We start from the raw sequence: 26186 nt of genomic DNA, 5'->3' as shown, positions 1-26186 counted from the left end.
TTGTCCTTTGTTTGTTGATAATTGCAAATATAAGTTAATAATAGCCCCAAAGCAACACAAGAACCTCAAGATAATGTCAGAAAGTGCAGGGCTGAGAGCTATCGTTTTGATTTGACGGCCTTTTGGAGTATTTTTGTCACACTACTTAAAATTATAAACACAATATTTTATGTCATCATTAAAAACAGAATATGTTCCATACAAAGTCAAAGACATTTCCTTGGCAGAGTGGGGACGTAAGGAGATAGAACTGGCAGAGGCTGAAATGCCGGGGCTGATGAGCTTACGAAAAGAGTATGGCCCTTCCAAACCATTGAAAGGTGCACGTATCGCCGGCTGTCTGCATATGACTATACAAACGGCAGTGCTGATCGAAACGTTGGTAGAACTCGGTGCTGAAGTGTCGTGGTCTTCTTGTAATATCTTTTCTACGCAGGATCATGCTGCCGCAGCTATTGCTGCTGCTGGAATTCCTGTCTACGCTTGGAAAGGAATGACGCAGGAGGAGTTCAACTGGTGTATCGAGCAAACCCTTTTCTTTGGCGAGGAACGTAAGCCGTTGAATATGATTCTGGATGATGGAGGCGACCTTACGAATATGGTATTCGACAATTATCCGGAACTTATTCCGGGTATCAAAGGTCTGTCGGAAGAAACGACGACAGGTGTACATCGTCTCTACGAAAGATATAAAAACGGTACTTTATATCTTCCTGCCATCAATGTTAATGACTCGGTAACTAAGTCTAAGTTTGACAACAAATACGGCTGTCGTGAGTCGTTGGTAGATGCTATCCGTCGTGCTACGGATCTCATGTTGGCCGGAAAAGTTGCGGTAGTGGCAGGCTATGGTGATGTGGGTAAAGGGTCGGCAGAGTCTTTGCGTTCGGCAGGAGTACGTGTTATCGTTACGGAAATTGATCCTATCTGTGCTTTACAGGCCGCAATGGAAGGCTATGAAGTTAAGAAGATGGCTGATGCCGTCAAAGAAGCCAATATAGTGGTGACCACTACAGGAAATAAGGATATCGTCCGTGGCGAACATTTCAAGATGATGAAGGACAAGACAGTGGTATGTAACATCGGACACTTCGATACAGAAATCGATGTAGCTTGGTTAAATGCCAACTATGGACATACCAAGGTGGAGATAAAGCCTCAAGTGGATAAATACACTATCGACGGTAAAGATATTATTCTGTTGGCAGAAGGAAGGCTGGTGAATTTGGGATGTGCTACAGGACACCCATCGTTTGTGATGTCTAACTCGTTTACGAATCAAACTTTAGCACAGATAGAGCTATGGACCAATTCGGATAAATACGAGAAGAAGGTGTATACATTGCCAAAACATTTGGATGAAAAGGTTGCTCGCCTTCATTTAGCTCATATAGGGGTGGAATTGGACGTCCTTACGGAAGAACAGGCCGCCTATATCGGAGTTCCTGTGGAAGGTCCTTACAAGCCTGAATGGTATAGATATTAACAGCAATGTGGAAATCAATAAAAAAAGTCCTTGAAAGTTGTGTTTCAAGGACTTTTTTTATTGATTCTACTCATCTTGGATGTTTTCATGTGTCTCCATATGATTATTATATAGTAGATGACCTATATACAATAATACTAGTACAGAAGAAACAAAGGAATAAGTGATAAATAGATAAATCAAAAATGCTGAGGTGGAAATGTACAAAAGGAATAGAAGTCCTTTCTTGATGTTGTGCATTTTATAGATGGCTATTAAGGCTAGGCCATAAATAAACGAGGCAAAAGATAATAGGGTCGTATCAATATTAAGCCCTTCCATTAGCTGAATCATAATTTCAAATCATTATGGATAAAACGATACGGGCAATAGATTGTAATTTGCAACATCCTCTGCTTCACAGAAGAGAGCTGTTCAGATGATGTAAATGTGCAAAGAATTGCTCATAAGGTCTTTCCTTGAGAGACTTCGGCAAAGGTAAATAGCGTATGTTAAGTTAATATTAAGTTTGGCAAATTTCTTTTAAGGAATCATAATAAAATAGTCCTTACTTACAATAAGCAAGGACTAAATTATTCTATAAAGAATAGTTTTATTTATATAGTTTTAACTGGATATGGGTTTGGTCTTCTGTTTGAAAAGTTATGATTTCAGGGAATGCGGATATGCCTATGGAAAAGACTTTTTTATCTTTGAACCATTGATTAATTATATTTATTTTTAGTAAAATATCTTTCGTTTTGTCTTCAGGCCTCATTGTTTTCATAATAGTAGGTTATAATTGGTCAATAGTTTGGTAAAGCCTCTTTAAGTCAATTATTATGTTTACATAATGAATTTATGTTAAATTTTTGTTTATTTATATACCTATAAATGTGTATTTTTTAGAATAAAATATTAAAACCACTGGCTTGATACCAAGATAGGGTTCTGTAATACTCGTGTACGTTTTGTTCATTATCCGCATGAGGTATATAACATGTCAGTCCCGAATTTTTGTATATGGTGATTCCGTTGAATTTTGGGGTGTTTGCTTTATATAGAATGGTTTGATTCAGAATTTCTTTTAAATAATTCAGCTGCGCTGAATTATTATAATTCACTTCTATAAAATCTAAGAAATCAAATGCGATAAGTGGATTGCTAGGGTCAAAGTCCATGCGTTGTATTTCCGATCTTTTAAAGTCTGCATGTTGTGGTTTTTGAGAAAGAAGAATCTCTTTTGTTTTGTCGGCTAAATTTTGCAGTTTGGAAGCCTGGATGACTGAAACTGTAGCAGACTGGAAATTGCCACTAAGGCTGTTATAATGTTCGTAATATTTTTTTGCTATAGTGGTATAGGCACTAATATCTGGGGTAAATAGGTCATTAACAATTTTGTTATAAGGCATACCATTTGATACTACCTCGCCCGGAGATACTATGAAGTGTTTAGCTTTATCTTTTATTTCATATAATACTTCAACGCTGGCCATAGAACAAGCATCAAATAATATGAAGTCTAGATTATTTGGTAGTGCATTTTTTAGCTCCTTAATATCCATTTCGTTGCCTTGGTCATCGCCAAAAGATTTTAGTTTTATTTTACCAGCTGTAGGGGGAATCCATCCTGTAGCATGCGACCATAATATTAATCCATAACTTTGAGAAGGAAATCTTTCCATAGCATCGGTAATGACTCTTTTCATCACCATTGGGTCTGCAGAGTTATGGTATTCATACTCTTTAACCTTTAATGTCTTCCTGTGGCCCTTTTTGTTACTAATATGATAAAGTACAGGGGTAGTATTAGGTAAATTCGCATAAACCAACAGGTTCCCGTCTACATCTTCGATATTGGTTTCTAGTTGTTCAATATTAACGTACGCTTCTGACGAAAGATTATTTTTGGCGGCAATATATACGATTATAGTTCTGAAAGATATTTCATCAGATAATGTAGCGGAATCCTTTTTACAGGAGGACAGGAAGAAACAGACAAGTAATAATATGTAGATTCCAATATTTCTCATGTTGTGGATTATTTACAGTTGAAATAGTTTCTCAAATCTCTTCTTTTTTTTTGATAATAATCCAGAAAGTTCCGATTGCTACTAAAATAAAAATAGAACTTACGAGATATTTGATAGTGTCCCATAATTCTGTATCCATGGTTCAGTGTGTTAGTTATAAAAATGGTTGATGTTTATTACTTAGTAGTGTGAGTTAAAAAAGGGTGGTAAAAATACCACCCTTTTATGTGGTAACGCTCAACTAAGATTAGTTGTTAGGGTTAACTTGAACTTTGATTTCTTTCACGATATCACCTGCATTTCCGTCTTGACCATCATTGTATCTGTTTGGAATAGTCACTTTAAATACAAGTGTTATCGGTCTAGTGATGGTGTTGGCACCGCTGTTAGTCCATCTAGCTACTGCAGATCCGTTAGAGTTTAAGATGCTTACACTTGTGAACTGTGGTAGATTGTTTTTGATATCTACAGTTGGAGAATCATTGTAGTAAGCTCTCTCAAATGATACTGCTGTTGGCGCTAACACTGAAGTATTGAATATATTTCTTCCTAAGCCTTGAACACCGTATCTAGTTAACAATGTGTTCTGAGCGGTAGTGATAGGATTATCAGCTTGCCAGATTACTACGTTAGTGTAATCTTTTAGTCGGAAGAAGTTTTTCAACGGTACGTCTTGATTGTTGTTACCATTCTGTTTATCTGTGACAGAAGCTTGACCGTTGTTCAACACTTCTAACTCTTGAACAGGGTTCTTGAATCGTACAAGGACATCTTCTGTTTTGAAAGGTTCAGGGTTACCGTTCAAGTAGTACTCTATGCGGATTGTTACAGTACCCTTGTTGCCGTAGCTCCATCCTGAAACGAAGTTCCATGGATCTGAGTTAGGAGTAGTATGGTTGTGGGCTGCAGGACCGTTAGCGTTTACTAGGTGTAAGCCTTCGTTTCCTAATCCTGTGTTAGAGCTGTTCACGTAAGATTTTGTAGTTGAAGAGCTACTATTTCCTGTACCGAAGGTAGCATTTCCGAATGCAGCAACATTTGTATTCGTTGAAACGAATTTGTAGGTTACTGCTGGAGCGTTAGAACCAGTAATAGTGCTGCTCAAGTTGATGTACTCGTTCATATCGCCACCCATGTACCATAGGTTAGCACCTTGTGCTTTACCGTATATGCGTGCAGCATTGTCGATATAGTATGCTGGGATATACGAGAAGCTAATTGTACCATTCAAGCTAACAGTCAATTTAATTGTGATGTTAACATTTGGATAGTTTGGATTAGCTACTGCTGGTTCAAATTTACCTTTCAAGATATATTCTCCAGGGTTAACTTTAGTTTGATCCACTTGAACTATTCTTTCCACATTTTGATTTGGATTATTCATGTTCAAGAATGTGAACCAAGAAGTGCTTACAGGGGCTCCTCCAGATGTTTCAGCAGATGTGAAGCTCCAGTTGTATAATCCGTGGAATTGAGCTGCTGAACCACCAGTGATGTTGTAGGCTTGGTCTAAGATTGTGTTAGGAGCTGTGAAGTACAATGTAGCATCTTGTGTAGCAGCATTTGTTAATGTCAAACTTGCTGTACCATTGATGTTGACATCACTAACTTGATTTTGAACAAATCCAATCTTAATGTAACGTGTTGCGATGATTTGCGTTGAAGTAGCATTAGGATATAAGTCTACTTTTACTATTGCATAGTTACCGATCGCAGCTGTGTTGTAGAAGCCCGAAGTAGATTCTTTAACAAAGATTTCACCTGTAGCTTCGTCTAGTTTCAACCAGTTTTGTTGTTGAGGGTGAGCTGTGTTGGTTGCGAAGCCGAATCGTAGGTCGTATCCTTCAAGACCATAGTCATCCATAGATACAATCTTGTTACCTACTTGGGTACGAGCATAGAAACCGCGTAATTTTTCTTCTAGCACTATTGATCCTTCGTATCCTGTATTATTGTCAGGTACAGTAACTCCAGGGATCTGTCTTTCCGCATTTTTATATACATTCAATACGAAGTGGGCATCAGTTTTCGCAGCGGCAGCTGTATTTGTCAATGAAGTGTTAGGAGTGTTGTTCGCTGCTTCTGTGAATTGGCCGGTGCCAGTATTGAATGCTGAAGTCGCATAACCGCTTACTAATTCATACTTAGAAGTGGTAGATGCTTTAACTGCTTTTTCAATTGTTACTTCGTCCGCTTCGATGATTTCTTCTTTAGCCAAGTGGTATTGTGAAGCAACGAATTGTTGGTTGGCAGCCGCTTTGGTGTTTTTAACCTGAAGTGCTATATATAGCGAATTATTGTCAGACGCTTTAGGGAACCAAGTGTTTGGATTGCCTGTAGGTCTGTACTTAACGGTGATGTCTCCAAATGTTTTGATTGAAGATCCTACTTGTTGGAAATTAGTGCTTGGAGTTGCGCCCGATCCTGTTGAACGGAACGAAACCTGTTCAGCAGTTTGTGTCAATAGTCCGTTTGCATCGTAGTTCGCAATAGCTACACCGAATGGATTCAAGTTATATTTAATTTCGGCATAACCTTGCATCAATGTATTTCTCGTAGTGTTGTTATTGACGATACGAGGGAAGAAAACAACTGGAGAGTTGTTGTTTAAATAAGTAGGAACTAAAGTCAATGAGTTAACAGCGACAGCTTCTGTAGCTAAGAAAACAGGGCTAGAAGCGGAACCGTCAGCACTTGTAAATACTACATTATAACCACCATCTGTAGCTACTAGTGTAATATCTCCCGCATATGCTTGGACGTTTGTGTTTTCTCCGTTAATGAACCAGTATTGTTTTCCACCTACTGTTCTGATTTCAATTTCAGGAGTTGCACCGTCCTTACCATCTTTTCCGTCTTTTCCATCTTGACCGTCTTGACCGTCTTTACCATCTTTACCATCTTTTCCGTCTTTTCCATCTTGACCGGCAGCTTTTATGGAAGTTTTAGTCCAAGTTGTACCATCGGTAGAGCTTTCCCAATAACCATCTGTGGAAATTCTCCACTGTACACCAGGAGCCCCCTGATCACCTTTTTCCCCTTTTTCACCCTTTTCTCCTTTTTCACCTTTCTCTCCTTGATCCCCTTTTTGACCATTTACGATGTCATAAGAGAATGTGGAGCCGTCAGGTCTCTTAAAGGTGATTCTAAAGCCACCTGTGATAGAGGTTACGGATTCAACTACGTTGGTAGCGCTTAAGGCTTGAAGTTGAGTTTTCAAAGCAGCGATATCATTCGTGTTCTGACGAATGTCCTGCTCAAGTCGTGTGATGTCATCATCATACTTCTTACAGCCTTCGATTAATACTGCACTGCTGATAGCAACAGCTAAGGCTAATTTGGATAGTTTTCTAATTTTCATATTCACTTTTTAAGATTAATCAAAGAAACTCTATTTGATATGGATTTTTTTTGTAAAAATACAACATAATATTGTAATATCAAATTTTTTTTTAAAATTTATGTGTTATAAATTTTTATTTCGAAAATCATCTGGTGTTTTTGTCCGTTTATGTCATGTAGTTCTATTTCATACGAGGTGTTTACATTCTTTTTTTTGATTGTTAGATGCTGTAATGCATATTCTACGTCGATGAGTTTAATATTGTGTAATGCTAAAAGACTTACGATGTCTTTTTCAGTAATTTCAATATCATCATGGTTGGTATTGGATTCGTTATTGGTTAATGATTGGTTTTTCATTCCAGAATAAATGTTTATTACAACAATTTTCTAATTCAAATGTTAAATTACAATATTAGATTGTTATTTGCAATTATTTGTTATAATTTGTTAATGATTTCACTTTTTCAGTTTTTGGTCCTATTTTTGTATACTAGTGTCGGCGTATAATAAGTATTAATTGCATTGCCGAATTATTTGTTTTTTACTTTATTAGAGTGTAACCATATTGATAAAATGTTGAATAACTGGGAGAGACTTGCAAAAGTGATACAATACTTAGGTTTTAATGTGAATTCTTTTGCCAAAGAAATTGGATTGACAAGAGCCGAACGTTTGTATCAAATTAAAAGAGGTAATTATGCTATTAGTAAAAATTTAGCGAGCACAATTGTAAAACGTTTTCCAGATATAAATGAAGCTTGGTTGATTACAGGTGAGGGAAATATGCTGAAGGAAGCGAACAACTTTCAGAAAATTCCTCTTTTTAACATAAGCTTGGAAGATTTTAATACGAATTGGAACGAAATGCCGGTAGCCCATGAGCTTGAAATTCCTATCCTAGCCGGTAGTGATTTTGCTATTGTCAACGAAGGAGAGGCCATGTCTCCGGAAATTGAACACGCTAGTGTGGTGTTTTTGAAAGAGGTAGATGTTCCTTCCGTGATTTTTGGGGAGATATATCTTGTAGTTTCCGAACATATTAAGGTAATCCGTATTGTTCGTGGAATGGATGAAAACCATTGGAAGCTAGTGGCCAGAAATTCTTCTCTTTATGATGATATTATTTTGGAAAAAAGTTCTATAAAAGCGGTTTATAAAGTTAAGGGAGTGCTTTCTATGGTTACAATTTAATTTTGGAACCAATTTCTATAGTTCGTTCTGCACCTCATTATGAAAAATATTAGTCAAAAGTATACTTCATCTTCGTGAAGAGGTTATACTTTTTCTCCTCTTCGTTTTGCCTAATAGATGTCTAATAAAAAAAGCAGACACATCGCATTAGGGTTTTTTTTGAATTATCTAGACTTTCTTTAATATATATTACCAGATGTGGAGGCGATAATTTTTTTGCATGCCTCAAGTCCTGCTTTTAGCCGTTCTTCACCTTGACCGGATATTAATATGTAATTACCGTTTAAGTTGTGAATTTCCTGTTTCCATACTTTTAGAAAATGTTCTCGTTCATGCGGAAAGTCGCGTAGAGGATCGTCTTCCCAAGGAAGGTCTATATCCATGAGCAGATAAAGGTCGTACTTTCTTTTTTTTATTTCTTCCCGTACGAAGTCGGGCGTAAAGCCGAAAAGTCTGTCGCACCATATTTTAATAGTGAGAATGGTAGTATCGCAAATCAGGACGGGAGGTTTTATGTTTTGAACTATAGTATCCTCCAATGCCATCTGACCGTAAAACATGTTCACTTCGTCTTCCAGTGTATAATTTTTGTTTAGGTGCTGACAATAGTATCGGGCGTACTCAGGGACATACAAAGTATGTAATTTTTCGGCTAGATATTTGGCCATGGTAGACTTGCCCGTAGATTCAGGGCCTACGACGGCGATTTTGATTAATGCTTGCGATGATTCTTTCATTTCATCACAATATTAAACAAAATATTTTAGCTGTGGATATCATTGCACGATGCGGTTGGCACAGTTGGTACTTGCAAAAGATTCAGGTTTTGCTTTAAAGTTGAACCCCATTCCTAGAATGTAGCCCATAGCTTCTTTGAGAGCTAGGTTGGATTCGAAATGAGGATTGGTATTGATGTCCGCGTGCACTTCGAGATCTACTTGGTATTTTTCAAGGATGGGACAAAGTTGATAGGCGATTTCGATGGAGCGTTGTACTTCCATCAGCATACGCTCTTTGATACTGAGCTTGAAGGATATTTTATCTTTGTGGATAAACATAAATCCACCTTTTTTTTCGCGGAGGAACACAATGACGGTGGCTACCTCTATAGTGTTCCGCTTGACTTGTGAGTCTGTGCCGATAAATACTTTTAACCTAATTCCGTTATTGACCTCACGAATGATAGCATTTTCAACAGCGTCTAATATAGATCCTTGTAAAGGCTCTCCGTTGTATTTTTCCCAACTCATAGTATGGCTTGTTTTGGTGTATATGAAGATTTCCGAATTTCATGTCATGCATTAATAGTTCTACACTTTATTCTTTGTTTCCGTAAGCTAAATCGCCGGCGTCGCCTAACCCCGGAACGATGTAGGATTTGCTGGTAAGCTCTTTGTCTACGTCAGCAATCCACAGTTGTGCTTCCGGCACGAAGGCACGTACGTGTTGTATTCCCTCCTCGGAAGCTATCACCGAAGCTATATGCAGTTCTTTGATGTTATATTCACTTAATAGTTCTTTGCAGCAGAGAACAAGGCTGCGGCCGGTGGCCAACATAGGGTCCGACACGATAACGATGCGATCGTCCAAGTTGGGGGTAATTTCATAACGCTTGTGTATTTCAAACTCGCCACTTTTTTTGGTGTGACGAAACGCACCTATAAAGCCACAGTCAGACTGGTCGAAGACATTCAAGAAACCTTGATGAAAGGGTAACCCTGCCCGCATAATGGTGATAAGTACGGGTTGTTCGACCGGGATATTCATTTCGGCAATACCCAAAGGCGTTTCGATCTCTACTCCTTTGTAGGGTAATGTCTTGCTGATTTCATAAGCTATAATTTCGCCTACACGTTCCAGATTCCTGCGGAAGCGATGCCTGTCTTTTTGAATGGTGACATCTCTCAGCTCAGCAACAAAATGGTTGGCAATACTGTTGTTCTTGGAAAGAATATGAATCATAGCTTATTAATTTACACCAATTTACTAAAAAAAAGTCAAATATGTTTGACGGATGTCACATTCTCGGATATATAGAGTATTTTATTCTTTTGAAGTGTTATCTTTACCTTAGAGGAGTTATATGAAATTTGAATTAACATCAGAATATAAACCGACGGGAGACCAACCTCAGGCTATAGCGGAACTTGTGGCGGGCGTGAATGCCGGAGAGATGTACCAGACCCTGTTGGGGGTTACCGGATCGGGAAAGACGTTTACTATAGCGAATGTCATCCAGCAGACCCAACGTCCTACTTTGATTTTAAGTCACAACAAGACGTTGGCTGCTCAGCTGTATGGTGAGTTTAAACAGTTTTTCCCAAAGAATTCGGTAAACTACTTTGTGTCGTATTACGACTATTATCAGCCAGAAGCATTTATCCCTTCGACAAATACATATATAGAAAAGGACTTGGCGATAAACGACGAGATCGAGAAGTTACGCCTTGCCACGACATCGGCGCTGATGTCGGGTAGGAGAGATGTCATTGTCGTGTCTTCGGTTTCTTGCATATATGGTATGGGTAATCCGGAAGATTTTTCGCGATCGGTCTTTCGCTTTGGAGTGGGGACACGAATCTCACGCAATGCATTTCTACATAGACTGGTTGAAATCTTGTACTCTCGGACCACGGCAGACTTTAAGCGGGGTAACTTCCGAGTGAAGGGGGATACAGTGGATATATTTCCTGCATATTTGGATACGGCATATCGGGTATCATTCTTTGGTGATGAAATAGATGAGCTATCGGAAATCGATCCAGTAAGTGGAAAGACAATATTAAAGCATGAAGCACTTTCATTGTTTCCGGCGAATCTTTTCGTGACACCAAAAGAGAAATTTACGCAGTCACTATGGGCTATCCAAGAGGAGTTGGTCATGCGCAAGCAGCAACTCGAAGAGGAAGGCAAAATGTTGGAAGCCAAAAGGCTTGAAGAACGTGTAAATTATGATTTGGAGATGTTGCGCGAACTGGGCTATTGTTCGGGAATAGAGAACTATTCTCGCTTCTTTGACGGCCGAAAGCCGGGGATGCGTCCCTTCTGCTTGTTGGACTATTTCCCGGATGACTTCTTGCTTGTTATTGATGAAAGTCATGTCACCCTGCCGCAGCTGAGGGCAATGTATGGTGGAGACAGATCCCGTAAGGTGGCCTTGGTGGAATACGGCTTCCGTCTACCGGCAGCACTGGACAATCGGCCGCTAAACTTTTCCGAATTTGAGTCACTGACAAACCAGACTATATATGTGTCCGCCACACCGGGAGATTATGAGTTGGAAAAGACGGGAGGAGTTGTGGTAGAGCAGGTTATACGTCCCACAGGACTTCTGGATCCTGTCATTGAGGTTCGGCCGGCAATCAATCAGGTGGACGACTTCCTTGAAGAAGTGGATAAGACCATCAAGGAGGGAGGACGGGTGCTTGCCACTACGCTTACCAAGCGTATGGCTGAAGAACTTACCAAATATATGTCAAGACTAAATATCAAAGTTAGGTATATCCACTCGGAAGTGAAAACATTAGACCGAGTGGAAATCCTGAGAGGGTTGCGACTGGGTGAATTCGACGTATTGGTGGGAGTTAACCTGTTGCGTGAAGGTCTTGATCTGCCGGAAGTGACATTGGTTGCTATCCTTGATGCTGATAAGGAAGGATTTTTACGTTCGGAGCGCTCTTTGATACAGACTATAGGACGTGCTGCGCGTAATGACAAAGGCCGTGTAATCATGTATGCCGACAAGATTACAGATAGCATGCGCGTGACAATCGACGAAACCAACCGTCGTCGAGAAAAGCAAATCGCGTATAACCTTGAACATGGTATCATCCCAAGGACTGTAGGTAAGTCGCGTGAGGAGATTTTGGAACAAACGTCCGTGGCGGACTACAAGCCAGGAGAGCCTAAAGTATATGTAGAGCCGGATATTACAGCTGCGGTGGCGGCAGATCCTTTGATTGAATATATGAGTGAGAAGGATCTGAAAAAGTCTATAGAAACCGTACGTAAACGGATGGAAAAGGCCGCTAAAGATATGGACTTCTTGGAAGCAGCTAAGCTGCGCGATGAAATGTTCGCCTTGGAAGCAGCCTATAAAGAAAGATTTGGATAAAAGAAGCCCCTTTCAGGGGCTTTTTATTTTCTTTCTTGATAAAGCTTGGTATTTTTCATGCTTATCGTCCAACAAAAATTCTCTTTTGCCAAAAGGAATGTTCCATTGGAAAATGTAGAATCGTTTTGTTGAGTAAGGAGGATACTTTCATGCGAAGATGGTACGAAGATTTCAGCTTTTTTCTGCAAGCTGTCTATGATAAGATATGCTGCCGTGTGATAGGTGTCTGTTGTATTTAAATTTTCCAGAGCTATACCATCTTCAAACAACCGAATACAATCGTTTTTCAGCTGAGACCAAGTGTAACCTGCCGCTATATAGCAGCCATGTTCATCTGTTTGACCTCCAATATTCTGTATGGAATCTTGTGGTTTCACATCGTTGGAGGCAATAGATTGAGTTTTGTTGTTTTGGCAAGCTGATAATGACAGGATGCTTAATACGGTAATAATTACTTTCATAACGCATTGGTTGTTAAAGGTATGACTGCAAAATACGTTCCGAAAATATAGGCTAAATTAAAAATTAAATAGCATTTATTCTTTTTCTAACGTACAATTCTTATGTTTACGTCTTTGATAATGATTTATTATTTTATTTGATAAAGTGTTAATGAAGAAGGGAATTTTAGTAGTGAAATTTGGTTCGGCGTCCGTTACGTCGGATGGAGAGATTGATGAACGTATAATCCTAGAGATTGCGCGGCAGATTTCTGCCCTTCAAAAGCAATACAATATTGTGATTGTTTCTTCGGGAGCGGTGGCTGCCGGAAAAAAGTTTATTCCTAAATATAAAGGAACTTTGGAGCAACGTAAGGCTGCCGCGGCCATAGGAAATCCTTTGTTGGTATTAAAATACGCTACTTATTTCAAGCCCTTCCGCATAGCATTAGCACAGAGCCTATGTGAAAGACATCATTTTTCGAACAGGGAACAGTTTTTACAATTGAAAAATACCTATGAGACCTTATGGAAAAATAATATTATTCCTATCGCCAATGAAAATGATGTGGTAAGTAACAAAGAGCTTAAATTCTCGGATAATGATGAGTTAGCTACTTTGATAGCTACGGGTTTTGGTGCCAGCAAGTTGCTGTTCTGTACTACTGTTCCTGGCGTATTGGACGAAAAAGGTACCGTTATCCGTGAGATTCAAGAGATAGATAAAAATATATTGTCTTTAGCACGTAAGGATAAGTCATCGGTAGGTTTGGGTGGTATGACATCTAAGCTGAATTTCGCCCGTCTTGCCACCCAAATGGGAATAGAGGTGGTTATCTTCAATATGGATGGAGATGACCATATTATTAAGGCCGTGAAGGGAGAGGTGGGAACGATATGCCGAGCACAACCCATCAAGGTACCTTCCCGAAGAAAATGGATGGCCAGTGGTAGCTTGATTAAGGGACTGGTAACCGTAGATAAGGGTGCTCTTGCAGCCTTGAAAAGTCGTAAAAGCCTGTTGGCAGTAGGGGTAGTGGATATTGTAGAACATTTTGAGGTCGGTGAAGTGTTTCATATCGCCGACCAGGATGGTACAATCCATGCGGTAGCCAAATCCAAGGTAGACTCATTAACCCTACAGGCAAATCATAGAACCAAAAATGTGGAGATAGCACATGCAGATGATATTGTGCTTATATAAGAATAGGAGGAAGAGCAATGTCAGGAATACAATCACAGCTCATCGCGGCACAAGGAGCTAAGAAGATCATACAGCGCTTGCCGTTAAAAGACAAGCAGGCAATTTTAATAGGAATTTCGGAAAAACTCTTAGACAACATAGACCTTATCCTTGAGGAAAATAAGAAGGATTTGGACCGTATGGATCCAAGTGATGCTAAATATGACAGGTTGTTGTTGACCAAGGAGCGTATTGTGGCTTTGTCCAACAGCGTGCTTGACATCGCCAATCTACCGGATCCTACAGGTGTGGTCCTCTCTTCTAAAACGCTGGACAATGGACTGGAGATTGTTAAGAAAACGGTAGCATTAGGCGTGGTGGGAGTAATCTATGAAGCGCGTCCTAATGTGACCATTGATGTTGCAGCATTATGTATACAATCTGGTAACGTATGTTTACTTCGTGGTGGCTCGGATGCCATCTATACCAACACCTGTTTGGTAAGGCTTATTCAAGAGGTGTTGAAAGAACAAGGAACGGATGTCCATCTGGTTCAGCTACTCCCTACCGACAGGGAGTTGGTGAATGTGCTGCTTACCGCCACACAATATGTGGATATTATCATTCCACGTGGGTCGCAGGCGTTGATCGATTTAGTGCGCGATAATGCCAAGGTACCGGTCATCGAAACGGGAGCCGGTGTGTGCCACACCTATGTAGATAAGACAGCAGATCTAGATAAGGCTGTAGCCATAGTGGTAAATGCCAAAACTTCCAGACCTTCCGTATGTAATGCATTGGATACCGTGTTGGTCGATAAAGAAGTTGCACAGCCTTTTATACAGAAGTTGATAGAGCCTTTGCTGCCTTTTAAGGTGGAGGTCTTTGCGTCGGATGAGGTTTACGCCTTTTTTGAACAGGCTCGCTATCCTTATCTGGTCCGTGCCCGGGACGAGGATTTCGGGAGGGAGTTTTTGGATTTCAAATGCTCGATAAAAGCGGTTGCTGGATTGGACGAAGCTTTAAATCATATTGAAAAATATTCTTCTAAACATTCGGAATGCATTGTTTCGGAGGATTCGGGAAACATAGAGACTTTCTTGGAGTTGGTGGATGCTGCAGCGGTGTATGCTAATGCCTCTACGCGTTTTACAGATGGAGGAGAGTTTGGTTTAGGAGCTGAAATAGGTATTTCTACTCAAAAGTTGCATGCTCGCGGTCCTTTTGCGTTGGAAAAGCTTGTCACCGAAAAGTGGTATATTCGCGGTAACGGACAAATTAGGAAATAATGGGGATTCGGTTTGAAAAAGATACTATACTGAACTGGGTAAATGAGATGGGGAAATTTCTTCGTCTTGTGGTGGATAAGTGGGAGACTGGAGTGAAAGTAGATGTGCTGGAGATAGAACAGGGCTATAGGGATTTTTTCAAGCAGGAAAGAATAACTTTATTGGAAAAGAGTGCAGAAGAAATTATTGTTTTTGCTTCCTCTTTAGAAAAGGAACAGATACGCCCGCTGGCGCAGCTGTTGATGTATGATGGCTTTATCCGTGAGGATAAGGCTATGTTGCAAAAAGCTAAGGCTCTCTTTGAATACCATATGCATTCTTCGGGCAGTTTTTCTTTTGAAGATTATGGTCTTTTAGCTAGAATTGATAAAGCATTAAAATAAGGAGTCAGAAGACTCCTTATTTTATTTTAATATTTCACGTGCAATCACAAGACGTTGTATTTCGGAAGTTCCTTCGTAGATCTGAGTTATCTTGGCGTCTCGCATAAGGCGTTCCACGTGGTACTCTTTCACATAACCGTACCCTCCGTGAATCTGTACGGTCTCTACTGTATGTTTCATTGCTACTTCCGAGGCGTGTAATTTGGCCATTGCGGCCATCTTGCCATATGGAAGGCCTTGGTCTTTTGTCCAAGCGGCTTTATAGGTGAGCAGACGTGCCGCTTCTATGTCCACTTCCATGTCGGCGAGTTTAAACTGAATGGCTTGGTGCTGTGATATAGGTTTCCCGAAAGTTTTTCTTTCTTTCGCATAAGCTAATGCTAAGTCGTAGGCTCCAGCAGCTATTCCCAACGCTTGGGCAGCAATACCTATGCGGCCGCCGTCCAATGTTTTCATCGCAAATTTGAATCCGAAGCCATCTTCACCGATACGATTCTCTTTAGGAACTTTGACGTCCGAAAACATGAGCGAATGCGTGTCCGAACTGCGTATTCCCAGCTTATTCTCTTTAGGACCTATCGTAAATCCTTCCATCCCTTTTTCGACAATAAGCACATTAATACCTCTATGTCCTAATTCTGGATGGGTTTGGGCTATCACTAGATATATGTCTGCATTGCCTCCGTTGGTTATCCAGTTTTTAGTGCCGTTCAGTAAGTAATAGTCGCCTTTATCCTCTGCCCGAGTGTGTTGTGAGGAGGCATCGGAACCTGCTTCAGGTTCCGAAAGGGCAAATGCACCCAACTTTTCTCCTTGGGCTAGAGGAACTAAATATTTTTGTTTTTGCTCTTCGGTGCCATATTCATTTAAGCCCCACAAAACAAGAGAGTTGTGTGCTGACATGATGACAGCGGCAGAAGCATCTATCTTCGCTATTTCTTCCAAGGCAAGCACATAAGCTAAGGTATCTAGGCCGGCACCACCATATTCAACAGGAGTCATAATGCCCATAAAGCCTAGTTCACCCATTTTTCGCACAAATTCATTGGGAAATAAGGCCTTTTCGTCGCGCTCTATCACGCCCGGTTTCAGTTCCTGTGCAAACTCCCGTGCCGCTTCGCGTATCATTTTGTGTTCTTCGGATAATTCGAAATGCATGATCTTTAAGTTTATAAGGTTGTAAACCAAATATAATTATTTTTTTGTTATGCAAGCATAATATTTTTGTTCTTTTAATAGGAAAAAGCTGGCATCATAGAACGAGAGAGTCCATATTGAGATATAAGGTGCATATTTTGATAAAAGACAAAATTTTAACAAAAATCACTTGCTATTTTCTATAAAGTCTATTAGATTTGTAGAGTTAATAGATTATTGATAATTCAAAATAGATATACTATGAGTTTAAGATTAGGAGATGAAGCGCCAAACTTCAAAGCGCAAACCACTATAGGAGAGATAGATTTCCACGAATATATTAAAGGAAGTTGGGCTGTATTATATTCACACCCCTCGGACTTTACGCCGGTATGTACTACGGAGTTAGGTCGTACGGCGCAGCTTAAGGAAGAGTTTGATAAGAGGAATGTGAAAGTGCTAGCATTGAGTGTGGATCCTGTGGAGGAGCATTTGAAATGGATTGAAGACATCAACGAAACACAAAACACTACAGTGAATTTCCCTATCATCGGGGATTCGGACCGTAAAGTTGCAGAGTTGTACGATATGATTCATCCGAATGCTTCGGCGACGGCTACCGTACGTTCTGTTTTTGTGATAGGTCCTGACCGTAAAATTAAATTGACATTGACGTATCCTGCTTCTACGGGAAGAAATTTTAATGAAATCCTACGTGTGATTGACTCTCTACAACTCACAGAAAATTATTCGGTTGCTACTCCTGCCGATTGGCAAGATGGTGATGATGTGATTGTGGTTCCTGCTATTAAAACAGAAGATATCCCAGCTAAGTTCCCTAAAGGATTTAAGGAAATAAAACCATACTTGCGTGTGACACCACAACCGAATAAGTAGGATTTCTTAATACACAAACAACCGCAACGAAAAAGCCAACTCTTAAGAGTTGGCTTTTTCGTTATATGGATTTTTTCTTTTTCTCAAAATAAAGGACACAATGACCGCACAAACTATGCTTATGATAAGATGGACAATAAGCTGATTGTAGTCAAAGGTGTACGGTTTACTACTACTGAAAAAGTAGAGGAAAGATTGGGTAGCAATTAGCAACACCAAAAAGATGGAGAGATAAATCCAAAACGTTCTCATGCTAGTACTAAGATAGTAAACATCTAAAAATCAAACAAGTAATCTTTTGTTAAAAAAGTAAAGGGGTACTCTGTACCCCTTTATGCTTTCTGAATAAGATGTGATTTATTAAAAAATTTTAACTATAAAAATGTAGTCTTGCAACTTTTTGATTTGTTCGGTTCTAGGGAGTTTGTGTAATGAGTTTTTGTTGTTCAATACAATATTTCCTTTAAGGGATTCTTCGGGGATATTATTCAAGGTTTCCAGAAGTTCTTTTGATTTTATAGCGAAGGCAGCTCCATCTAAACCTTTTTGTTTACCCGAAATAATACCTACTACGTTACCTTGGGCATCCAATACAGGACCTCCACTGTTACCTGGGTTGACAGGAATAGAAATCTGATAAGCTATAGTGTCTCCAGCATATCCGGTATTCGAACTCAGATAACCTTGTCCGTACACGGCTTCATCACGAGGGAAACCTATAGTGTACACGTCCTCTCCAAGGTCTGAAGTCTGTTTCTTGAACGTGTAAGGAATATATTTCAATGGTTTGAATGATGAGTCCGCGATACGCAATATAGCCAAGTCTTTGGTTGCGTCCGTATGTACCACTTCAGCACGGAATACTTTTCCTTTGATGTTTTGGAGGTGTATGGAGTCCGCACCATTGACGACGTGATAGTTGGTAACAACATATCCGTCCTTGGTTAACAGGAACCCTGTAGCTCCAAAGTGAGATATTGGTTCACTTTTCGTTTTGTCACTGTTGTGGATACTCTCGATGGCTTTGTTTTGCGCATTAACATTACGCTTCACCGTGTTCATCTCACGGCGCAAGGCGCTGTAGTCGGAAGTAGCCTTTTTTACTTCGGTGAAATAGCCTGTAAGCCAAAGCGTAGTGAATACGGATATCACAGCAACGGCCGCTGCTATACCTGCATTGATCTGTAGCTTACTCCACAGCGAAATAACGCGTGCGCCAAAATCGCTATGTTCTTCCACCTCTACGGCGATGTGCTGTTTACCTTTTTCGATAAGGTTAGCCTTGAAAGCGCGGCGTGCCTCGAATGCTTTCATATCTTGAAGAAAGCTTTGGTGTTCTTCCAGTATGTCTGCATATTCGGGATGAGCTTCGCAAAAATCTAGAAATGCTTTTGCCTCCTCAGCATGTAATTCGCCACGCAAATACTGATCTGCCCACTCTATGAATTTATGCCTTTGCATATTACTCTTTAGTTTTAAGGGTGAAAAATATTTTTTTGAGTCTTTGTAAGCATTTATATTTCTGTGTTTTGGCATTATCACTGTTGGTATAACCGAATTTTTCAGTGATGTCCTGCATAGACAGGTTGCAGATATAGAAGTCCTGCAACAAGGTTTTGCAAGGTTCGCCAAGCTGATTCATCGCTTCTTCCATCTGCTCGAATTTGTTTTCGAGCTCTTGATGTTGTTGGATATCATCCTCTACTTTCAGGATATCTTCGAAATCCGAGATGTCCGTGGTGTTGGAGGTATGCCCTCGGCGTGACAGCTGTTTGAGCCACAGGCGTCGCGATACCGCGTACAAAAAAGTGTTGAGCTTACAATTTAACTCAAAATTCTGATGAGTAATCTTATCATACAACACCATGACGGCCTCCTGAAAAATATCTCTGGCCTCTTCCTGTGTTCCGCTATTATTGGTAATCATATATGCTACCGAAGGAAAGAATAATTTGTACATCTTGCTGATTATCCTGCTATCCCCCCGCATTAAGCCTTCAATGATTACTTCATCGGAAACTTCAGTCGGTAATATGTTTTTAATTTTACTCACCTATTAATACCCTAAAATCCAAATAGTAACCCTAAATAATTGTAAAATTAAGATATGAAAAATTATTGGTTCAAACGTAGCAGAATTTTCAATGAAAAGCGAAAGAAATTAATGATTTTACTTGTGGAGGCTATTAACCTCTTGTAGTACAAGTGGTTTAGTTTTCAACCTTAGCTGGGGTTGAATTATTGTTTTTGTGCTTAAAGGTGATGTTATAATATACATGTCGGAGGAAGGAAAATCAATCTTTTTAGTCACATGGAAAATTCCGCAATCGAGTGATTAACAGTGTGCCCTTGTATTTGATAGCGTGAATGGTATTTTTGCTTGATACACCTTTATCAACTTATGAATTATAAATCTATAAGCACGATTTTTCTTTTAGTCTTGAGTGCATGGGTGAGGGGACCGCTTCATGCACAGTCCGTGGCGTCCTTGCCTTTTGCTACGACCATGAGTGGCTTTGCTTTTGAAACACAGCATCAGCCGTCGGGAGACGAATGGCAGTCGCCGCAAAAGCTTTCGCTGAATAAAGAGCTTCCTAAGGCTTATTTTTTCTCTTTTGCGAACGCGGAAGAAGCATTAGGGGTACTGCCTGAGTATAGCAGCTACTATCAAAATCTCAATGGTACGTGGAAGTTCCATTGGGTAAAACATCCTGACGAACGGCCTAAGGATTTTTATAAGGAAACGTATGATGTTTCCCAATGGGATGAGGTGCCTGTGCCCATGAGCTGGAACATCTATGGCATTCAAAAAGACGGATCGCTCAAGTATGGCGTTCCTATATACGTAAACCAGCAAGTAATCTTTAAACATAGTGTTCAGGTGGATGATTGGAGGGGAGGTGTGATGCGTACGCCACCGCAGGACTGGACCACTTACATTTATAGAAACGAGGTAGGCTCTTATCGCCGTACGTTTGAGGTGCCAGACAATTGGAGCGGACGTGAGGTTTATCTCAATTTCGATGGAGTGGACTCTTTTTTCTATCTATGGATTAATGGAAAATATGTGGGATTCTCCAAAAATTCCCGAAACCTTGCTGCATTCAACATTACCCCCTTTCTACATCCAAAAGGTAAAAACACTGTAGCAGTAGAGGTTTATAGAAGTTCGGATGCATCATTTTTGGAAGCTCAGGATATGTTTCGGCTGCCGGGGATCTTCCGAAACGTATATCTGACAGCAAAGCCTAAGTTGCAAATCCGTGATATGGTGGTGATTCCAGACCTTAAGGATAACTATAAAAATGGAGTTTTGAATATTTCTACACAGATCCGCAATGCTAACGTCAAAGTTCACAAAGGCTTTGTACTTGCTTATAAGCTATATGCTAACCGACTTTATTCCGATAAGGTAGAAAAGCTTGTGGCTACATTTGAAGATGGAGGTGGACGTTCGGTGAAGGTAGAACCACAGGCATTTGCTGCTGCACAGATGAGAGTGGAGGTGGATGACGTGAGGCTATGGTCTGCTGAAAGGCCTTATCGTTATACATTGGTGGCAGAGCTAAAAGATACAAAGGGCCGAGTGTTGGAAGCCGTTTCGACCATTGTTGGATTCCGCAAAGTAGAGATTAAAGATACGCGTGCCGAGGACGATGAATTTGGTTTGGCGGGGCGTTATTATTACCTTAATGGAAAGCCTGTCAAGTTGAAAGGAGTAAACCGTCATGAGACAAATCCCGAGAAGGGTAAGGTGGTAACACGCGAGCAGATGGAGGAAGAAATTAAGTTGATGAAACGTGCCAACATCAATCATGTACGCAACTCACACTATCCGGATGATCCTTATTGGTACTATCTCTGCGATAAATATGGAATCTATCTGGAGGATGAAGCCAATATAGAGAGCCACCAATACTACTATGGGGAGGCCTCGTTATCCCATCCTGCGGAATGGCGAGACGCTCATGTGGCACGAAACTTGGAAATGGTGCATGCACATATCAATCATCCTTCCATAGTGATATGGTCTTTGGGAAATGAGGCCGGTCCGGGAAATAATTTTGTGGAAGCTTACCAGGCGATTAAGAAGGTGGATATTTCTCGTCCTGTACAATACGAACGTAATAATTCCATTGTTGACATAGGTTCAAACCAATACCCTTCTATCAGCTGGGTGAGAGGAGCTGTAAAGGGAAAATTCAATATTAAATATCCTTTTCACATTTCCGAATACGCGCACTCCATGGGTAATGCGGCAGGTAATCTCGTTGATTATTGGGAGGCCATCGAGTCGACAAACTTCTTCATGGGGGGAGCCATATGGGATTGGATAGATCAATCCATGTATTATTACGACAAACAGACGGGAGAACGCTTTCTGGCTTATGGAGGAGATTTTGGCGATAAGCCTAATGACGGTACTTTCGTCAACAACGGCCTTATCTTTGCCGATATGAAAGAGAAACCTCAATATTATGAGGTCAAAAAAGTGTATCAGAATGTTGCTTTAAAAGCTATAGATATAGAAAAGGGCATTATTGAAATCTTCAATAAGAATTATTTCATTGCTTTGGAAGATTATGAGATGGAATGGGCCTTATACGAGGATGGGGTAGAGATTGAACGTAGTAAAGTCGCCAGTGACGCTTATGCCATCGCTCCTCGACAGCGTATTCAGGTTCGTATTCCTTATGCTAAGGAGAAGCTGAAGGAACAGTCCGAATACTTCCTCAAAATCCAATTTTTGCTGAAAGAGAATATGTTTTGGGCCGCCAAAGGCTACGTGCAAATGGAGGAACAGCTTTTGGTGAAAAAGGCGGAAAATCTACCACACATATCCACCGTAGCTAAGGGTTCAACTTTGAAATCCGAAAGGCAGGGAAGTTTTCAATGGATAAAAGGGGATAATTTTGAAATGATTTTCGACCTTAATCAAGGTACTATCCATAAGCTGGTGTACGGAGGAAATGCTGTCATCCGGGAAGGAGAAGGGCCAAAGCTGGATGCCTATCGAGCTCCTCTGGATAACGACAACTGGGCTTACAGACAGTGGGTCGCAAAGGGGCTTCACAACCTGAAGCATAAGGCACTTTCCCATACGGAATTTCAACGTAAGGACGGAGCCGTGGTGCTTTCGTTCGTGGTGGAATCTCAAGCCCCTAATAGTGCTTCCATTTTGGGAGGTACCTCAGGAAAATACTGGATTATGGAGCATGAGGATAAACCTTTCGGAGAGGAAGATTTTAAGTTTGTAACAAATCAGATTTGGACCATATATCCGGATGGTTCTGTAGAGCTGGAATCCATCATAACTTCAAATGACGAAAGTTTTGTTCTCCCTAGGGTCGGCTATGCGTTGAAGCTTCCTTCGGAATACAATAAATATATATACTATGGCCGTGGTCCTATAAATAACTATGCCGACCGTAAAACTGCACAAAATATAGAACTGCACCACAGTACTGTTGCAGATCAGTTCGTCAATTGGTCGAGACCACAAAGTATGAGTAATAATGAAGAAGTAAGATGGACGTCCTTCACCGATAAAGAAGGTAATGGTATCATTGTGGTCGCTAAAGAAACATTTTCTGCTTCTGCCTTGCCATGGTCGGAGCAGGAGCTCACCTTGGCCGCGCATCCACACGAGCTGCCTTCAAGTTCAGGAGCACATATACATATTGATGCTGCCGTGACAGGCTTGGGAGGAAACAGCTGTGGGCAGGGGCCGCCGCTGGAGCAGGATCGCGTCAAAGCATATTCCCGTTCGTTAGGCTTCATTATTCGTCCGGTAGTACGTGAGGACTATAGAGCCAAAGCGAAGGTGACTGTGGCCGGGGAGATGCCTCTTTCGATAGTGAGAAGCAAGGCAGGAGAGGTGCAAATAGGAACGGAACGAAAAGAAGCCCAAATTCTTTATCAAGTAGGTAAATCCAAGCCTATTATATATAAGGAACCATTCAGGTTGAGAGAAGGTGGCCATGTGACGGCCTGGTACGTTGATAATCCGCAGATTAAGACGTCGGTACATTTCCCGAAAATAGAGACAGTGCCTTTGACAGTGGTCTCTGCGTCTAGTGAAGAGAATGGAGAAAATGCCAAATTTTTGGTCGATGGCAACCCAAATACGATATGGCATACCACCTATTCGGTTACTGTAGCTCAATATCCACATTGGGTGGATTTCGATATGGGGGAAGAAAAGATGATAAAGGGGTTCACTTACTTGCCAAGGCAAGATGGACCTAATGGACGTATCAAAGCGTATAAGATTCAGGTCAGTCTTGACGGAAAGAATTGGTCAGACCCCATTATCGAAGGGAGTTTTTCCCGAGAGACAACATTACAGACTGTTCGTTTTGAAAAACCTGTAAAAGGCCGTTTTCTGCGCTTTACGGCATTAAGTTCTCAGAATGGAGCTGACTTTGCCTCCGGCGCTGAATTTGAGATAATTGCAGACTAGGTGCGTTAATTTAGATAGGTGGAGAGCAAGGACTATTTCGGTCCTTGCTCTTTTTATTTGTTGTTGAATTTTATTAACTTAAAATTATGATCTAAGATACTATGGAAAAAATAATCAGATATCCTCACCCTAATGGAGAAATTACCGTAATCTGGAAGCCTGCCTTATGTACACATGCGGGAGTCTGTGTTCGAGCATTACCCCAAGTTTATAGACCCAACCAAAGACCCTGGTGTAAACCTGAATATGCGCTTTCCAAAGAATTAATTGAACAGATTGAAGGATGTCCTTCAGGGGCTTTAACCTATGAGCTGAAGACATAAGAAAATGGTATTCATGGAGCGAAATAATTATTTAAGCCGTTTTTCAACTAAAAAAATGTAAGTGGAAATATCAAAGAAAATAGCGAAAGCTCGAAAATTAAAAGGTTTCACTCAAGAAGAGTTGGCAGATAAGACCAATGTAACAGTACGGACAATACAGCGTATAGAGAATGGAGAATCCCTTCCAAGAGCTTACACACTTAAGTCTATTGCTGCAGCATTGGAAATGGATTATGAAGATTTAATACAACAAAATTCTGTCGAAACCAATTCCCCAATAATAAACGATAAGGATGAAAAGAGATTTCTAAGAATATTTACACTGGCTAATTTCACCTATCTTCTTATTCCTTTTTTTCATTTTCTGATTCCTTACTACCTTTTTAAAAACTATAGGAATAAATCAAACAAAGCTACAGATTTTTGTACAAGTGTAGTGCAACAGCAAATAGCATGGGTAATTGGAAATTCTTTAATGATGTTGCTTACGATGCTTTATAATTTTGCCGCCACTTCATATTTCGATAAAGCTTTCACCTTAAATTATGTTTGGGTATTCTTTGCCATGTATCTCCTCAATGCTATGCTGATTTTTATGACATGCGCCGTATTAAAGCTTTTTCCGCTGGTCCGATGGAATCATAATCGTGTTTATCTTGCTTTTGTCGTACGAATGTCGTGCTCATGACGTGATATTAGAGGCTCCCATAGGGTATCTTAGTTTCAAAATAAATCTTTTGAAACATGAGAAAATTATATCACATTATTTTATGCTGTTACTTCGCATTATTTGTCAATTCTTCTAATGCGCAACCAGTGATGTCCCAACATTTAGTGAAGCCCGAAGAATTTCAATTTGCATTCACTTGGCTAGGAGATTCAATCCAAGGAAAATGGGAACCCCATGTAGCGCTCTTGATTCCGATTACAATCAAGGAGTGTTCAGATAAATTGTATATGCAGTTCGATACCGGCGCCAAACACTCCTTGCTATATGCAAATAAGCTTAAAGCAATTAAGCATAAATATCCTGCAGTTTCAATATTCAACGAACGTGAAGCGAAGGATAAGGTTGAAAATTTTGCTTTTACGCTCGACACGACCAACATTTGTAAAAGAGATTTCTCTAAGAGAGTTGAAAAATTCCAAAAGTAGTTCCAATGAAGATAAGGGTTATGAAATAATTGGTATGCTAGGATGTGATATCTTCGACGGTAAGATAATTGCGATAGACAACAAAAATCAAGTGATTACAGTGTCGGACTCGTTGGCAAATGAAGATTATATTTTGTTTTCAGAATTCAGGTACTTTGATAAGAATATAATCTTACCGGCATACTTGAATCATAAGAAGACATTACTGTATTTTGATACCGGTTCTAGTATGGTTGAATTAATCGTTGATAAAGAGTTTGCTCGTTTACTGGCCAAAGATAATGCAGAGCCGCTAAGTTATGCAATAAACTCTTGGGGGAAGGTTTTACAGACATTTACATTTGAATCGGATAGAGAAGTGCATATCGGCGGTTTGTCCATACCAATTCACTATTGTACATATATTGAAGGTGCAAGTGATTCTCAAGTAAGTAGTATGTTGAAGATGGGGATAGGTGGAATGGTAGGCAACAAATTATTTATAGGCTATAAACTAATTTTGGATACTCGAAAGCAGCGGTTTAGTATTGTACGCGAATAGATAGAGAAAGAATTTTTTCTAGAGGAGATACGATAAAAAAAAGGCTATTCGGAAGAATAACCTTTAATTTTTTTCAGCGGTCTGGACGGGACTCGACCCCGTCTCGCCAGAGGCGAGATGACAGGCCTGTTAGGAGAAATCATTAGCGCAGTTGATGGGTTGTAGACATAGCCATTCTAGGTATTTTCTGTTGTATCGTTTGATCTGCTTTTCTCTTATGCGAGCTT

23 protein-coding genes are annotated in these 26186 nt (G+C 40.2%); 12 read left to right on the top strand and 11 right to left on the bottom strand.

All coding sequences use genetic code 11. The features are described from left to right. Positions 1–169: 169 nt before the first annotated feature. A complete protein-coding gene (ahcY, locus tag ABD873_RS05825; RefSeq protein ID WP_345065906.1) occupies positions 170–1486 on the top strand; it encodes an adenosylhomocysteinase in 1317 nt (438 codons plus the stop codon). Positions 1487–1552: 66 nt separating this feature from the next. Here ahcY and ABD873_RS05820 read toward each other — a convergent pair whose 3' ends face one another. The 4 genes from ABD873_RS05820 to ABD873_RS05805 all read right to left on the bottom strand — a co-directional run bounded on the left by ABD873_RS05820 (position 1553) and on the right by ABD873_RS05805 (position 7200). Then, positions 1553–1819 (bottom strand): hypothetical protein, encoded by a 267-nt coding sequence (locus tag ABD873_RS05820; RefSeq protein ID WP_345065904.1) that lies wholly within the window; start codon positions 1817–1819, stop codon positions 1553–1555. A 551-nt stretch (positions 1820–2370) separates the two neighbouring features. Beyond that, positions 2371–3498 (bottom strand): clostripain-related cysteine peptidase, encoded by a 1128-nt coding sequence (locus ABD873_RS05815; RefSeq protein WP_345065902.1) that lies wholly within the window; start codon positions 3496–3498, stop codon positions 2371–2373. A 247-nt stretch (positions 3499–3745) separates the two neighbouring features. Further along, a complete protein-coding gene (locus ABD873_RS05810) occupies positions 3746–6859 on the bottom strand; it encodes a hypothetical protein (protein WP_345065900.1) in 3114 nt (1037 codons plus the stop codon). 98 nt (positions 6860–6957) lie between these two features. Then, complete coding sequence (locus ABD873_RS05805; RefSeq protein WP_039053210.1) at positions 6958–7200, bottom strand: hypothetical protein; 243 nt, start codon at positions 7198–7200, stop codon at positions 6958–6960. 216 nt (positions 7201–7416) lie between these two features. Here ABD873_RS05805 and ABD873_RS05800 point away from each other — a divergent pair, with 216 nt between their 5' ends. Further along, the gene (locus tag ABD873_RS05800; RefSeq protein ID WP_345065895.1) at positions 7417–8034 is read left to right on the top strand and encodes a S24 family peptidase; all 618 of its coding nucleotides are present in this window, start codon (positions 7417–7419) and stop codon (positions 8032–8034) included. 179 nt (positions 8035–8213) lie between these two features. On the opposite strand, the gene ABD873_RS05795 is transcribed toward ABD873_RS05800, so the two are convergent. The 3 genes from ABD873_RS05795 to upp all read right to left on the bottom strand — a co-directional run bounded on the left by ABD873_RS05795 (position 8214) and on the right by upp (position 9996). Next, on the bottom strand, positions 8214–8771 hold the full coding sequence (locus ABD873_RS05795) for an AAA family ATPase (protein ID WP_345065893.1): 558 nt from the start codon (positions 8769–8771) through the stop codon (positions 8214–8216). Between the two features lie 39 nt (positions 8772–8810). Further along, positions 8811–9284, bottom strand: coding sequence for a ribonuclease H-like YkuK family protein (locus ABD873_RS05790; RefSeq protein ID WP_345065891.1), 474 nt, complete (start codon positions 9282–9284; stop codon positions 8811–8813). Positions 9285–9351: 67 nt separating this feature from the next. Further along, the gene (gene upp, locus ABD873_RS05785; RefSeq protein ID WP_039054238.1) at positions 9352–9996 is read right to left on the bottom strand and encodes a uracil phosphoribosyltransferase; all 645 of its coding nucleotides are present in this window, start codon (positions 9994–9996) and stop codon (positions 9352–9354) included. Positions 9997–10117: 121 nt separating this feature from the next. Here upp and uvrB point away from each other — a divergent pair, with 121 nt between their 5' ends. Then, positions 10118–12148: an excinuclease ABC subunit UvrB gene (gene uvrB / locus ABD873_RS05780; RefSeq protein ID WP_345065888.1), complete on the top strand. Its 2031-nt coding sequence runs from the start codon at positions 10118–10120 to the stop codon at positions 12146–12148. Positions 12149–12171: 23 nt separating this feature from the next. On the opposite strand, the gene ABD873_RS05775 is transcribed toward uvrB, so the two are convergent. After that, on the bottom strand, positions 12172–12609 hold the full coding sequence (locus tag ABD873_RS05775; RefSeq protein ID WP_345065886.1) for a hypothetical protein: 438 nt from the start codon (positions 12607–12609) through the stop codon (positions 12172–12174). Between the two features lie 151 nt (positions 12610–12760). On the opposite strand from ABD873_RS05775, the gene proB reads away from it, so the two are divergent. The 3 genes from proB to ABD873_RS05760 are packed head-to-tail and all read left to right on the top strand — an operon-like array spanning position 12761 to position 15443. Beyond that, entirely contained in the window at positions 12761–13792 is a 1032-nt protein-coding gene (proB, locus tag ABD873_RS05770) for a glutamate 5-kinase (protein WP_345065884.1), read from the top strand. Positions 13793–13809: 17 nt separating this feature from the next. Then, positions 13810–15060 (top strand): glutamate-5-semialdehyde dehydrogenase, encoded by a 1251-nt coding sequence (locus ABD873_RS05765; RefSeq protein ID WP_345065882.1) that lies wholly within the window; start codon positions 13810–13812, stop codon positions 15058–15060. Beyond that, the gene (locus ABD873_RS05760; RefSeq protein ID WP_345065880.1) at positions 15060–15443 is read left to right on the top strand and encodes a hypothetical protein; all 384 of its coding nucleotides are present in this window, start codon (positions 15060–15062) and stop codon (positions 15441–15443) included. The genes ABD873_RS05765 and ABD873_RS05760 overlap by 1 nt, the downstream gene beginning before the upstream one ends. Before the next feature lie 21 nt (positions 15444–15464). Here the strand turns inward: ABD873_RS05760 and ABD873_RS05755 are convergent, their stop codons facing one another. Continuing rightward, positions 15465–16601 carry an acyl-CoA dehydrogenase gene (locus ABD873_RS05755; RefSeq protein ID WP_345065878.1) on the bottom strand — a complete coding sequence of 379 codons (1137 nt, stop codon included), beginning with the start codon at positions 16599–16601 and terminating at the stop codon, positions 15465–15467. 240 nt (positions 16602–16841) lie between these two features. Here ABD873_RS05755 and ABD873_RS05750 point away from each other — a divergent pair, with 240 nt between their 5' ends. Next, positions 16842–17477: a peroxiredoxin gene (locus tag ABD873_RS05750; RefSeq protein ID WP_039054376.1), complete on the top strand. Its 636-nt coding sequence runs from the start codon at positions 16842–16844 to the stop codon at positions 17475–17477. A 360-nt stretch (positions 17478–17837) separates the two neighbouring features. Here the strand turns inward: ABD873_RS05750 and ABD873_RS05745 are convergent, their stop codons facing one another. Continuing rightward, entirely contained in the window at positions 17838–18938 is a 1101-nt protein-coding gene (locus ABD873_RS05745) for a S1C family serine protease (protein WP_039054377.1), read from the bottom strand. A gap of 1 nt (position 18939) precedes the next feature. Beyond that, positions 18940–19530, bottom strand: coding sequence for an RNA polymerase sigma factor (locus ABD873_RS05740; RefSeq protein ID WP_345065875.1), 591 nt, complete (start codon positions 19528–19530; stop codon positions 18940–18942). A gap of 348 nt (positions 19531–19878) precedes the next feature. Between ABD873_RS05740 and ABD873_RS05735 the strand changes: the two genes are divergently transcribed. The 5 genes from ABD873_RS05735 (at position 19879) to ABD873_RS05715 (ending at position 25959) form a co-directional block, all read left to right on the top strand. Further along, positions 19879–23940: a glycoside hydrolase family 2 TIM barrel-domain containing protein gene (locus ABD873_RS05735; protein WP_345065873.1), complete on the top strand. Its 4062-nt coding sequence runs from the start codon at positions 19879–19881 to the stop codon at positions 23938–23940. Positions 23941–24041: 101 nt separating this feature from the next. Beyond that, positions 24042–24263 (top strand): (4Fe-4S)-binding protein, encoded by a 222-nt coding sequence (locus ABD873_RS05730; protein WP_345065870.1) that lies wholly within the window; start codon positions 24042–24044, stop codon positions 24261–24263. Positions 24264–24324: 61 nt separating this feature from the next. Next, positions 24325–24951, top strand: coding sequence for a helix-turn-helix domain-containing protein (locus tag ABD873_RS05725; RefSeq protein WP_345065867.1), 627 nt, complete (start codon positions 24325–24327; stop codon positions 24949–24951). Between the two features lie 56 nt (positions 24952–25007). Then, positions 25008–25418, top strand: a complete 411-nt coding sequence (locus ABD873_RS05720; RefSeq protein WP_345065864.1) for a hypothetical protein — start codon at positions 25008–25010, stop codon at positions 25416–25418. Between the two features lie 34 nt (positions 25419–25452). Beyond that, positions 25453–25959 carry a hypothetical protein gene (locus tag ABD873_RS05715; RefSeq protein WP_345065860.1) on the top strand — a complete coding sequence of 169 codons (507 nt, stop codon included), beginning with the start codon at positions 25453–25455 and terminating at the stop codon, positions 25957–25959. The last annotated feature ends 227 nt before the right edge of the window (positions 25960–26186 follow it).

It is taken from the genome of Sphingobacterium thermophilum (genome assembly GCF_039541675.1).
In the GTDB taxonomy this organism is placed as follows: domain Bacteria; phylum Bacteroidota; class Bacteroidia; order Sphingobacteriales; family Sphingobacteriaceae; genus Sphingobacterium; species Sphingobacterium thermophilum.
Note: the sequence above shows the minus strand (reverse complement) of the source record. Positions and strands in the feature narration are given on the sequence as shown.

Excerpts from the sequence above, each read along its gene's own strand:
- ABD873_RS05800 (WP_345065895.1), top strand. The coding sequence starts at position 7,417 with ATGTTGAATAACTGGGAGAGACTTGCAAAAGTGATACAATACTTAGGT.
- ABD873_RS05790 (WP_345065891.1), bottom strand. The coding sequence starts at position 9,284 with ATGAGTTGGGAAAAATACAACGGAGAGCCTTTACAAGGATCTATATTA.
- ABD873_RS05765 (WP_345065882.1), top strand. The coding sequence starts at position 13,810 with ATGTCAGGAATACAATCACAGCTCATCGCGGCACAAGGAGCTAAGAAG.
- ahcY (WP_345065906.1), top strand. The coding sequence starts at position 170 with ATGTCATCATTAAAAACAGAATATGTTCCATACAAAGTCAAAGACATT.
- ABD873_RS05715 (WP_345065860.1), top strand. The coding sequence starts at position 25,453 with ATGCTAGGATGTGATATCTTCGACGGTAAGATAATTGCGATAGACAAC.
- ABD873_RS05745 (WP_039054377.1), bottom strand. The coding sequence starts at position 18,938 with ATGCAAAGGCATAAATTCATAGAGTGGGCAGATCAGTATTTGCGTGGC.
- ABD873_RS05820 (WP_345065904.1), bottom strand. The coding sequence starts at position 1,819 with ATGATTCAGCTAATGGAAGGGCTTAATATTGATACGACCCTATTATCT.
- ABD873_RS05720 (WP_345065864.1), top strand. The coding sequence starts at position 25,008 with ATGAGAAAATTATATCACATTATTTTATGCTGTTACTTCGCATTATTT.
- ABD873_RS05730 (WP_345065870.1), top strand. The coding sequence starts at position 24,042 with ATGGAAAAAATAATCAGATATCCTCACCCTAATGGAGAAATTACCGTA.
- upp (WP_039054238.1), bottom strand. The coding sequence starts at position 9,996 with ATGATTCATATTCTTTCCAAGAACAACAGTATTGCCAACCATTTTGTT.
- ABD873_RS05775 (WP_345065886.1), bottom strand. The coding sequence starts at position 12,609 with ATGAAAGTAATTATTACCGTATTAAGCATCCTGTCATTATCAGCTTGC.
- proB (WP_345065884.1), top strand. The coding sequence starts at position 12,761 with ATGAAGAAGGGAATTTTAGTAGTGAAATTTGGTTCGGCGTCCGTTACG.
- ABD873_RS05805 (WP_039053210.1), bottom strand. The coding sequence starts at position 7,200 with ATGAAAAACCAATCATTAACCAATAACGAATCCAATACCAACCATGAT.
- ABD873_RS05815 (WP_345065902.1), bottom strand. The coding sequence starts at position 3,498 with ATGAGAAATATTGGAATCTACATATTATTACTTGTCTGTTTCTTCCTG.
- ABD873_RS05755 (WP_345065878.1), bottom strand. The coding sequence starts at position 16,601 with ATGCATTTCGAATTATCCGAAGAACACAAAATGATACGCGAAGCGGCA.
- ABD873_RS05750 (WP_039054376.1), top strand. The coding sequence starts at position 16,842 with ATGAGTTTAAGATTAGGAGATGAAGCGCCAAACTTCAAAGCGCAAACC.
- uvrB (WP_345065888.1), top strand. The coding sequence starts at position 10,118 with ATGAAATTTGAATTAACATCAGAATATAAACCGACGGGAGACCAACCT.
- ABD873_RS05735 (WP_345065873.1), top strand. The coding sequence starts at position 19,879 with ATGAATTATAAATCTATAAGCACGATTTTTCTTTTAGTCTTGAGTGCA.
- ABD873_RS05810 (WP_345065900.1), bottom strand. The coding sequence starts at position 6,859 with ATGAAAATTAGAAAACTATCCAAATTAGCCTTAGCTGTTGCTATCAGC.
- ABD873_RS05760 (WP_345065880.1), top strand. The coding sequence starts at position 15,060 with ATGGGGATTCGGTTTGAAAAAGATACTATACTGAACTGGGTAAATGAG.
- ABD873_RS05795 (WP_345065893.1), bottom strand. The coding sequence starts at position 8,771 with ATGAAAGAATCATCGCAAGCATTAATCAAAATCGCCGTCGTAGGCCCT.